8 protein-coding genes are annotated in these 12,120 nt (G+C 35.2%); 6 read left to right on the forward strand and 2 right to left on the reverse strand.

Annotation, left to right across the window (positions count from 1 at the left end):
* The first annotated feature begins 5 nt into the window (after positions 1-5).
* The 6 genes from ACN0QX_RS02110 to ACN0QX_RS02135 all read left to right on the forward strand — a co-directional run bounded on the left by ACN0QX_RS02110 (position 6) and on the right by ACN0QX_RS02135 (position 8,814).
* On the forward strand, positions 6-3,485 hold the full coding sequence (locus ACN0QX_RS02110) for an efflux RND transporter permease subunit (RefSeq protein WP_417195280.1): 3,480 nt from the start codon (positions 6-8) through the stop codon (positions 3,483-3,485).
* 143 nt (positions 3,486-3,628) lie between these two features.
* A complete protein-coding gene (aspS, locus tag ACN0QX_RS02115; RefSeq protein WP_417195281.1) occupies positions 3,629-5,383 on the forward strand; it encodes an aspartate--tRNA ligase in 1,755 nt (584 codons plus the stop codon).
* 56 nt (positions 5,384-5,439) lie between these two features.
* Positions 5,440-5,988 carry a hypothetical protein gene (locus tag ACN0QX_RS02120; protein ID WP_248397482.1) on the forward strand — a complete coding sequence of 183 codons (549 nt, stop codon included), beginning with the start codon at positions 5,440-5,442 and terminating at the stop codon, positions 5,986-5,988.
* Complete coding sequence (locus tag ACN0QX_RS02125) at positions 5,960-6,772, forward strand: tetratricopeptide repeat protein (RefSeq protein WP_248397480.1); 813 nt, start codon at positions 5,960-5,962, stop codon at positions 6,770-6,772. The genes ACN0QX_RS02120 and ACN0QX_RS02125 overlap by 29 nt, the downstream gene beginning before the upstream one ends.
* Positions 6,773-8,575 (forward strand): chloride channel protein, encoded by a 1,803-nt coding sequence (locus tag ACN0QX_RS02130; protein WP_417195283.1) that lies wholly within the window; start codon positions 6,773-6,775, stop codon positions 8,573-8,575.
* A gap of 2 nt (positions 8,576-8,577) precedes the next feature.
* Positions 8,578-8,814 (forward strand): hypothetical protein, encoded by a 237-nt coding sequence (locus ACN0QX_RS02135; protein ID WP_417195285.1) that lies wholly within the window; start codon positions 8,578-8,580, stop codon positions 8,812-8,814.
* On the opposite strand, the gene ACN0QX_RS02140 is transcribed toward ACN0QX_RS02135, so the two are convergent.
* Positions 8,811-9,260 carry a nucleoside deaminase gene (locus ACN0QX_RS02140; protein WP_376858696.1) on the reverse strand — a complete coding sequence of 150 codons (450 nt, stop codon included), beginning with the start codon at positions 9,258-9,260 and terminating at the stop codon, positions 8,811-8,813. The two genes, ACN0QX_RS02135 and ACN0QX_RS02140, sit on opposite strands and share 4 nt — an antisense overlap.
* A 64-nt stretch (positions 9,261-9,324) precedes the next feature.
* Positions 9,325-12,006: a T9SS-dependent M36 family metallopeptidase gene (locus ACN0QX_RS02145; protein ID WP_417195287.1), complete on the reverse strand. Its 2,682-nt coding sequence runs from the start codon at positions 12,004-12,006 to the stop codon at positions 9,325-9,327.
* Positions 12,007-12,120 lie beyond the last annotated feature (114 nt).

Consider the following 12,120-nt stretch of genomic DNA (forward strand, 5'->3'; position numbering starts at 1 on the left):
AACTAATGACTAAAAAGAAAAAACAAGTCGATAAAGAATTTGGTTTATCATCATGGGCAATCAACAACAAGACCACCATGTATGTCCTAATTCTAGTGATGTTTTATTTAGGTGTTGCTGCATTTTTTGAAATGCCTCGTGAAAATTTTCCTGAAGTAAACGAAACTAAAATATATGTTAGCTCAATATACCCTGGAAATACAGCAGAAGATATTGAAAAACTTATTACAGACCCACTTGAGGACGAACTAAAAACCGTTAGTAATGTGGTGGAAATAACCTCAACATCACAAGAAGATTTCTCCATGATTATTGTGGAATTTGATGAAAATCTTACCGTTGAGCAAGCCAAACAAAAGGTAAAGGATGAAATAGACACCAAAACGGCAGGCGAGGATTGGCCAATGTCCAATGGTGCCAAGGTAAAACCTGATGTGTTTGAATTAAGCCTTTCTGAAGAAATGCCCATTTTAAACATTAATATTTCGGGCGATTATCCTATTGAAAAACTTAAAGAATATGGCGAAGTACTTCAAGATGAGATAGAAGATTTATTAGAAATCAAGAAAGTGGATATTCGTGGTGCTCAAGATAAAGAAGTTGAAGTTGCCGTAGATATTTATAAAATGATGGCTGCCGATGTTACTTTTAACGATATTATAGGCGCTATTAATAACGGAAACGTAACCATGTCTGCTGGAAACTTAATAGCCAGTGGTCAGCGTAGAACCATTCGTATCCTTGGTGAAATAGAAACACCAAGTGAGTTAGAAAACTTTGTAGTAAAAGCAGAAAAAGGTAAAGCCACGTATTTAAAAGATGTAGCAACAGTAACATTTCACGAAGAAGATAAAACAACATATGCGCGTGAGTTTGGTGAACCTGTTGTTATGCTAGACGTTAAAAAACGTGCTGGAAAAAACATGGTTGATGCTGCTGAACAAATTAGAGTTATTGTTCAAAATGCCATTGACAATAAGTTTCCACAGGATTTGAAGGTGAGCATCGCTAATGATCAATCGCCAGTAACTATTGGTCAAGTGGACGACTTGGTAAACAACATTATTTTTGGTGTGATTCTAGTCGTTCTGGTTTTAATGTTCTTTTTAGGATTTAAGAACGCCATATTTGTTGGGTTTGCCATACCTATGTCTATGTTTATATCTCTTATGATATTGAACCTTTTAGGCCAAAGTTTAAATACCATGGTTCTTTTCGGATTAATTATGGGTCTTGGGATGTTGGTAGATAATGGAATTGTGGTAGTAGAAAACGTGTATCGTTTAATGGACGAGGAAGGCATGAGCCGTATTGAAGCGGCTAAAAAAGGTATTGGCGAAATTGCCTTTCCTATTATTATTTCTACAGCCACAACGGTTGCCGCATTTATACCTTTAGGTTTATGGCCAGGCATTATGGGACAATTTATGATGATATTGCCCATAACACTTTCCGTAGTTCTAGGTTCATCCTTATTTGTTGCTATTTTCTTTAATTCGGTTTTAGTCTCGCAGTTTATGAGTACCGAAGATAAAGATATGGAACTTAAAAAAATTATCCGTAACACGTCTATAATAGCAGGTTTCGGTATTTTGATACTTATTTTTGGTGGCGAATATCGCGGTTTAGGAACACTAATGATTTTCACCGCTATAATGCAGTGGGCTTATAGATTATTCCTTCGTAAGTGGGCCAACAACTTTCAAACTAAAACCTTGGTACGTTTAGAGCGTTGGTATGAAAATCAGTTGCGCTGGGCTTTATCTGGATGGCGTTTATACGGTTTAACCATTGGAACTTTTGTGCTTTTAGTTTTTTCTTTTGTGGCTTTCGGGATATCATTATCTACACAACGAACCAAAGTAGAATTTTTTCCAGACAATAAGCCAAATCAAATTATTGTTTATATAGAATATCCACAAGGAACAGCTATTGAAAAAACAAATGCCATAACCAAAGAAATTGAGAAGCGCGTTTACGCCGTAGTTAATGATGAACAATACCGTGATGGTGATTATAACTACATGGTAGAAAGTGCGGTTTCACAAGTTGGTGAAGGTGCAGGAAATCCACAAACAGATAGTGGGTCATCGGCTGAAATGCCACACAAAGCAAAAATTACAGCATCCATGCGCGAGTATAAATATCGCCAAGGTGAAGATAGTGAGTTGCTGCGTCAAAAAGTTCAAGAAGCATTAGTTGGCATTTATCCTGGTGTTCTTATTTCTGTTGAAAAAGATGCCAATGGACCACCAGCTGGATCTCCAATTAATATTGAAATTGAAGGCGATGACTATGATGAGCTGATTAATACCGCTGAAAGCATGCGCGAATTCATTAATACTAAAAATATTTCGGGTATTGACGAATTGAAAATTGATGTGAATAAAGATAAGCCATCCATGCGTGTTATTATTGACAGAGAAAAAGCAGGAGAATTAGGTATTAGTGCCACTCAAGTTGGCCAACAATTACGTAATTCTATTTTCGGAACCAAAGCAGGTATTTATAAAGAGGATGGCGATGATTTTGATATTTACGTGCGTTTTAATGAAGAAAACCGCTACAATACCAGTGCTTTATTTAACCAAAACATCACGTTTAGAGATAACACTGGGCAATTAAAAAGTATTCCTGTATCTGCGGTTACTAAACATGAAAACAACTCTAGTTTTAGCGCTATAAAACATAAGGCTACTAAACGTGTGGTTACCGTTTATTCAGCCTTGTCCCCAGGCTATACCGATGCGGGCGCCATTGTTAAGCAAATTCAGAATGAAATGAAGGGTTACAAAAATCTTCCAGCAGACATTCACATAGATTATACCGGTCAAATTGAAGAGCAAAATAAACAAATGGCATTTTTAATGGGTGCATTTGGTACAGGTTTAGGATTGATTTTCTTTATTTTAATATTTCAATTCAACTCCATTTCTAAACCAACCATTATTATGCTCGCCATATTTTTAAGCCTGATTGGTGTATTTGGTGGTATTGTAATGACGGGAAGTGCTTTCGTTATTATGATGACCATGGTTGGTATTATTTCTTTAGCTGGAATCGTTGTAAATAACGGTGTGGTATTGCTCGATTATGCGCAATTATTAATTGACAGAAAGAAACACGAATTAGATTTAGAGGACCATGAGTATTTGAGTAAAGAAGATTTATTCGAAAGTATTGTAAGAGCTGGTAAAGCACGTTTACGTCCAGTTTTACTAACGGCTATTACAACTATTTTAGGATTAATTCCATTAGCAATTGGGTTAAATATCAATTTTTTCACGTTATTTAGTGAATTAGACCCAAATATTTACATGGGTGGAGATAATGTGGTATTTTGGGGTCCATTAGCATGGACGGTAATTTACGGCTTGCTAGTTGCAACATTTTTAACCTTGATTGTGGTTCCAATTTTATTCTTTTTATCCATGCAATTAAAAATGTGGTATCGGAAGAAAACAACAAAAACAGAAAATATTTAAGGCCAATTCTTGTACCCTCAAATAAAAGATTGGCTAATAGCGGGAAGCCTCAACAAATGTTGAGGCTTTTTTTATTTGATAATCGGTTAACTTGCTTAAATTTGCATCCGCATATACCTGTTAGGTATAAAAACAACAAATTTATGTATAGAAGTCATACCTGTGGTGAATTACGAGCATCACATACCAATACCGAAGTAACCCTTTCTGGTTGGGTTCAAAAATCACGCGATAAAGGTTTTATTGTTTGGGTCGATTTACGCGACCGCTATGGTATTACTCAACTCGTTTTTGATGAAGAACGCACACCAAAAGCCATGATGGAAAAAGCACAGAAATTAGGGCGTGAATTTGTTATTCAAGTTACAGGAACCGTTATTGAGCGCGCTTCTAAAAATGCCAATATCCCAACAGGTGATATTGAAATATTAGTATCCAAAATGGATATCTTAAATGAATCTTTACTACCACCTTTTACTATTGAGGACAAAACGGATGGAGGCGAAGATATTCGTATGAAATATCGCTATTTAGATATTCGTCGTAATCCCGTTAAAAACAACCTGATTTTTCGTCATAAAGTGACACAAGAGGTTAGGAACTACTTATCAAAAGAAGGTTTTATAGAAGTGGAAACACCGTACTTAATCAAATCAACGCCAGAAGGTGCTCGTGACTTTGTGGTGCCTTCCAGGATGAATGAAGGGCAATTTTATGCACTTCCGCAAAGCCCACAAACCTTTAAGCAATTGTTAATGGTTGGTGGTATGGATAAATACTTTCAGATTGTAAAATGTTTCCGAGATGAAGATTTACGAGCTGACAGACAACCCGAATTTACACAAATTGACTGCGAAATGGCTTTCGTAGAACAAGAAGATATTTTAAATGCTTTTGAAGGTTTAACCAGACACCTTTTAAAAGTAGTGAATGGTGTTGAAATTTCAGAATTCCCACGCATGCTTTATGATGATGCCATGCGTTTATATGGAAATGACAAACCAGATATTCGTTTCGGAATGGAATTTGGCGAGTTAAATGATGTTGCTCAACATAAAGACTTTGGTGTTTTTAATGATGCCGAATTAGTAATTGGTATTGCTGTTCCTGGTGGAAATAGTTATACGAGAAAAGAAATTGACAAACTGATTGATTGGGTTAAACGCCCGCAAATTGGTGCTTTAGGCATGATATATAGTCGTTGTAATGATGATGGCACGTATAAATCATCAGTAGATAAATTTTTTGACCAAGACGATTTAGCTAAATGGGCAGAAAAAACAGGAGCTAAACCTGGGGATTTAGTCTGTGTACTTTCTGGACCTACAAATAAAGTGCGTACACAATTAAGCGCACTACGTATGGAATTAGCAGAGCGTTTAGATTTGCGTAAACCAAATGAATTTGCACCACTTTGGGTTATGGATTTTCCACTTTTGGAATGGGATGACGAAACGGAGCGTTACCATGCCATGCACCATCCGTTTACATCACCAAAACCTGGACAGTTAGAACTATTAGAAACCAATCCTGGCGAAGTAAAAGCCAATGCTTACGATTTGGTATTAAACGGAAACGAAATTGGAGGTGGCTCTATACGTATTCACGATAAAAAAATCCAAGCCTTAATGTTCGATTATTTAGGTTTTACAAAAGAAGAAGCTAAAGCCCAATTCGGCTTTTTAATGGATGCCTTTCAATATGGTGCGCCCCCACATGGTGGTTTGGCATTTGGATTGGATAGATTGGTTGCTATTTTGGGTGGTCAAGAAACCATTCGTGATTTCATTGCATTCCCGAAAAACAATTCAGGACGTGATGTCATGATTGATGCGCCTGCGCCACTAGACAATAAACAACTAGAAGAATTGAGTTTAAAGCTGAACTTAAAATCTTAAAATTTATAATTTGTCCCGATAGCCTATCGGGACAATTTTTTTAGTAGTTTTAACTAATGAAGTGGAAACGCGTTTTTAAAATTATTATGTATGTTGTTTTAGGGCTTACCATTGCCTTATTTGCTTTATATGGTTATGCCTATTATGTGTTTAATTATAAGTTTGTACCTGAACAAAAATATACACATGCCGTTGAGTATATTGAACCTGAAACAGCTTTGTTAAGCAACGGTTTTGAAGTTTGCAATGAAAACTATATTTTACAATATTATAATCCAGAACGCGCAACTTATAGCAAAGGTAAAAATGGTTTACGCACCTTTATTCTTTCAAATTATAAAAACGAGAATTACACAGATTCAGGATATTTAAACATCCGATTTGTTATAAATTGTAAAGGGGAAGCTGGACGTTATGTTATCCATGAAAATGATTTAGACCTACATCCTAAAACCTTTAACAAACGGTTGGTAGACCAATTATTTCAACTTACAACAGAACTTAAAATATGGAATCCAAATTATGTACATGATGATTTTAGAGATTCCTATATGTATATATCCTATCGAATAGAAAATGGCGAGATTACGGAAATTATCCCTTAGTATCTTTGTAGTTCTTTGTCTGTTTTCATGTAAATCAAAGCGTGAGAAAGCCGAAGAAGCCTACAGTTTTGGTGTTACCAATTTTGGACAAGGTTCAGCTGGTAGCATTAACGGTATTGCACGCGCTATTGAAATAGATTCTACGTATGAACAAGCAGTTTATGAACTTTCCGTTGCGTATTTAAAACGAGGTATACCTCATAAATGGAAAGAACAATATGATAAAGCTATTCCATTAGATTCTGTGACCCGTATTCCTTGGCGAGGGTATTTATATTTGTGGTTTTATAGAGATTATAAAAAAGCCATTGCCGATTTTGATGCCTCTGATACCTTAACACCAAATTTTGTGGATCAGCCGCAAGGTCATAGTGTAGACTATTGGCGAGGCATTGCCTATTTAGGCCTAAAGGATTATGATAATTCTATTTTTTATTTTGACACATACATTAATCAAGAAATAGAAGAGTCAGGCGAAGACTGGGTAGAGCTTACCGCATTTTTATATCGTGGCATTGCCTATTACGAATCTGGAGATTTTGATAAAGCGACATATAATTTTGAAAAACGCCTAGAGCACGGTCGAGGCATTAGTGCCGACGCAAATTATTATTTAGCTTTAATAGCCCAGCAAACAGGAAATATAGCTTTATCAGAAACGTTAATCAATACGGCTATTGAACAATTCAAACAAGGCTATTATAACAAAAGACCGTATGTGGAAACCTTACGACAAATATATTTAGAGGATTTACTAGTCACAAAAGCGGAATTACTACAATAAATGAATATTAAATCGGCCATAAAACACGCTATGATTTGGAGGTATAAATATATCTCTCAAAAAAACTTTGTTTTATTGTTAAGTATTTTTGTTGGTTTATCTACAGGTATCGCTGCTTTAACCTTAAAAAACATCACCTATTCTATTCAACTGTTTTTAGACAAGGGAATTGTTTTTTCTGAAAATCAACTCTATTTTATTTTACCATTTATAGGTTTATTTCTGGTTTATTTATTAAAAAAATATGTGTTTAAAAAAGCCATGACGCCATCTGTCCCTCCTTTTATTAAACGTGCTGTGCCATCGCTTTTATATTCGCTTTTAAGACAAAAAGGACTGTTATCCTATAAGTTAATCTATCATCCAATAATCATGGCGCCATTAACCGTTGGGTTTGGTGGTTCTGTTGGTTTATTGGGTCCAGCTATTACGTCTGGTTCGGCCATCAGTTCTAATTTAAGTAGATTGATGCATATTGATAAAAAGACACGAACATTATTAATAGCCTGTGCTACTGCTGGCGCGATAGCTTCAATGTTTAAATCACCTATTGCAGCTATTGTTTTTGCTGTTGAAGTATTCAGTTTGGATTTAACTTTTGCTTCATTATTACCTTTGCTTATTGCTTCTATTTCTTCGGTTTTAACCTCGTATTTCTTTTTAGGAGATGAGGTGCTTTTCGATTTTACAGTTACTGATAAATTTACCATTAGAGATACCGCTTTTTATATCATTTTAGGTTTGGGTACGGCCATTGGCTCCATTTACTTTACTAAAATTTATTTCGCTGTTTATGCATTTTTTGATCGATTTAAATCCAAATTCACGAAACTACTTGTCGGTGGTTTTGCAATTGGTGTTATGCTTTACTTTATTCCGCCGCTTTACGGTGAAGGTTTAAGCTTTACCAGAGACCTTTATGATGGAAATTACCTCCATGCATTGGGTTCTACTTTTTTTGACAAGTATCTTGATAACATTTGGGTTGTAATTGTCTTATTAATTGGCTTTACTATTTTTAAAGCTATTGCTATGACCACGACATTTGCCGCAGGTGGAGTTGGAGGTGTTATTGTTCCAACTATGGTTATGGGAAGTGCTTTGGGGAATGTCGTGGCTAAAATAATCAACAATATAGGTTTCGGGCATCAGGTATCTGAATCAAACTTCACATTGGTTGGAATGGCCGGACTTATTGCAGGTGTTATTCACGCCCCTTTAACTGCCATTTTCTTAATTGCTGAAATTACCGGTGGATATGTTTTATTTCTTCCCTTAATGATTACCGTAGCCATTTCATATATGATTACGAAAAACTATATGGAACATACTATTTATACCCGAGAATTAGCTGAAAGAGGTGATTTGCTTACCCATGATAAAGATCAAAATGTGCTGACATCTATGGATATTGATAGTGTTATTGAAAAGAACTTTATAGCGCTTCGTCCGGACATGTCTCTAGGAGAGATGCTTCATGAAGGTGTTGCCAAATCGAATAGAAATATGTTTCCTGTTATAAACGAAGACAACAACCTTGTTGGTATTATTTTGTTAGATGATATAAGGAATATTATGTTTGATCAAGCATTGTACAATACTACTTCGGTTGAAACTTTTATGCATTTACCTCCAGGCTATATTGATTATAAGATTGATAATATGAGAATGGTTATGCAAAAGTTTCAAGACACGAATGCTTGGAACCTACCTGTTATTAAAGACGGAAAATATTATGGATTTGTATCTAAATCAAAATTATTAACCGCATACCGAACTAAACTTATTAATATTACTAATTAGTTATGAAATACATTATTATAGTTTTACTAATCACCTCATTAACTGCTATTATTTGTGGTTTAATACTGGATTTAGAATACGCTCCTAAATTAGTTGGAGGCGGCGTATTAGGCTTGTTTTTTATCGTTTTTCCGCTCTTTTCTTGGTATCGATGGAAAGATAAGAAAATGAGTGACTACATGCTTACACAAGAAAATCTAGATAAAATGCGCGAAAGCCAAAAGCGAAATAAGTTTTAATTTAAATTTCTTCTTTCAATAAAAAAACGCTTTAATAATAAAGCAGCTTCATCTGCCAAAACACCTCCTTTTATAAGTGTTTTAGGATGTAGTTTGGTTTGTAAGTTTATGCAACCACGTTCTTCATCACGAGCGCCATAAACAATATTACTTATTTGACTCCAATACAATGCACCAGCACACATTTGGCAAGGCTCTAACGTAACATATAATGTGCAGTTGTGTAAATATTTACCACCTAAAAAATTTGCAGCGGCTGTAATGGCTTGCATTTCGGCATGAGCAGTAACATCATTTAGCATTTCGGTTAAATTATGACCTCGAGCTATAACTCTATTATCAATTACAATAACAGCACCAACTGGAATTTCGCCTTTATCAAAAGCTATTTCAGCTTCCATTAAGGCTTTCCTCATAAAATAAGCATCATCAAAACGTATCTCCATTTTACAAAAATAAAAAAGGCAACTAAATTACTAGTTGCCTTTTTAAAATATCGTTTAAAAATTATTAGTTTTTAATAATTTTATGGTTAGCATCAATATTCTGGCCTTTCATGTTTAATATATAAATACCAGATTGTAGTGTATTCATGTTAACTTCAACTGTTCCAAATAAATCAACTTTCTGACTGTAAACCTGTCTTCCGTTAATATCTGTAATAGTCATAGTTACTTGACCAAAACTCTTATTCGTTTTAATAAACAAGTTATTATTTGTTGGGTTTGGATACACTTTGTAATCGCTTTGTTTAAATTCGTCCACACTTAAGCTAGTACAGTTTTGTAACGTAGGATCTGTTTCTAGAGGCATATCGAAATTCTCAACTTGATCTGTTCTACTAAATTTACTACCACCAGATGCATTAACACCTAGACCTCTATTAGAGAATATTTCCCAAATCATACATTGGTCTTCACCTCCAGTAGTTGCCATATCGGCAGCTAAAATCGCATCACGACCTTCAATAAAATCAGGGTTACAAGGTTGTAATTTAAGTGCATCTATTACTAATTGCATTACTTTATTATTTCCGCCTGTTCCATTGTAAATATCATCATCAAAACCATATTTAGAAACATAAGCCTCCGTTAAATCATATAACATCGTGCCCCAAATAAAGCCAATACCATGTGGTTGTGACACTTGAGCCGTATTATTGGTGTCTCCATACGTGAAACCATTTACAGAAAAATCAGTTGCATATTTAGCATTTCTAATACCTATTCCATTTACGCCTTGCCCAGAAGCATAAGTTACCATACCACGTCCAGCAGCATAGTCTTCAGTTCCTTGTAAGGTAATCATCATAGCAAACCAATCAGACCAACCTTCACCCATCTGAGTTTCGTTTGTTAAACAACCTGCTTGGCTAGGCCCACCTGTTAAACGATTTGAAATACCATGACCATATTCATGTGCTACAATCATGTTATCCAAGCTGCCATCAAGCATAAAAGGACTTGGTCCTTGCAAAGTAACATTAACGGTTTCTGTTTGCATTGCTGCTAGTAGAATTTCACCATCATCAAAATTCATAAATACAGATGGAATTGAGAATACTGGATTTGCTTCTCCTGCCATGTTTACATACGGAACGTAATCTGGATCATTAGTTGGGTTGTTATGATTAATAACTATAACCGCAACAGCACCTGCATCCTGCGCATTTTGAATTTTATCTACAAAAGGACATGTACCTCTTCTGATTACGGCAATTTTACCGGCTACACTTGCAATAGGATTACAGCCTTCTGCTGGGTTTGCAGAGCCATCATTAACTAATTGTAAATCAGCTGTAACAGGTGTCACGCCAATTCCTGGTATGTTGTTTGGTGCTGCGGTTGCTGGATTAACGGCTGTATATGTTCCAGCTACAGCACTATTATTTACAGTAACTAAATCTTGTAAACCTGCAACAGGTGACCATAAAAACATACGCATACTTGGATTAGAACCATCTGGTGGTGTTCCAAAAAAGGCATTGTTAATAGAATTTCCAACACCATTACCATCTTGCCCATCAGCACGAACATAATCATTACCTGCACCACCATTTCCATAGTTATTAGCTTGGAAGTTTCCGCTTGCTTCATCAAAACCATACTGATACCATATATCATGCATCACATTATTTATATAAAATAAGTTGGTTATGGATGCATCTTGGTACCCTTCAGGCTCCTGATTAAAATCTAACGGAAAGTCAAAATTTAGTGTAGCTGTTCCATTTGGAGAATATCCAAAACCATCATTTCCATTTCTATCTTCCATGGCCCAAACATTATTTCCACGTGCATTGGTAAACTCCGCACCAGAAATGCCATCCGTATCATGCCATCCAAAAGGAGAAGCATTAAGGTTAGCTGGTTCAGATAACAAAGTTCTATTACCATGGTTTGGACTTTCTACTGGAAGCGCAAACACATTATATTGAGAACCATCAGCCATAAAAGAAGCGTTCTTAAATAATGTAAAATTAGATTCCACTTGAACTACAGGATTTGAAGCATGACCGTGATTCTCATGTTGGGAATCACCAAAATCACAAGCTAAAATCCAATCGTTTTGATTAATAATTTCACCTGTAATTGCATCAACACGAACACTGTACCAATTAGCACCATCCAAAGTATGAATACTTAAATCCCATGAAAGGGTTAAGTTTCCTGCTTCGTTTTGAAAATACACTAATTTAACTGGAATGGTAGTTTGAGAAACAGAACCATTTGAATACAGGTAGATATTATTATTCTTTTCAATTAAATCTAAACCCTGTACAGCGCCCAAATTTAATTGTGCCGCAACATTATGAATTGCTTGTTTTGCCGTTAATTGTGGAGATGTTGTATTAACTCTTTGATTAACATTACCTGTAAATCTATTAGCATAATAAAAGACAGCATTCCCTTTAATAGCAACACTTGACAGAGCATTTAAAATCGGAATACCTTGGTACCTTTGATTAACATAAACATGCGTAATTTTGTTGTTTTTTGAAAGGAATTCATTATCTACTGATAAATCTGAAATATCACTTACTGTTAAGCCGTATTTTTCTTTATTTTGATTCAGATAATTTTGAATTACAGAGGCGTAATTCGATTCCATTAAGTTACTTTGCGCATAAACCAAATTGGCGAACACCAAAACGGCTAAAAAAAGCAACTTTTTTGCGTAGTTATTTTTCATTTTTCAGAATTAAAAATTAGAGATTTTAATTTAATTCATCAAATATAAGGAAGTTACTATGAGTAATTATTCTAAATAATCAGAAAAAATAAAAATATATGGGCTATTTTAATA

The organism is Bizionia sp. (genome assembly GCF_048259285.1).
In the GTDB taxonomy this organism is placed as follows: Bacteria; Bacteroidota; Bacteroidia; order Flavobacteriales; family Flavobacteriaceae; genus Algorimicrobium; species Algorimicrobium hallyeonense.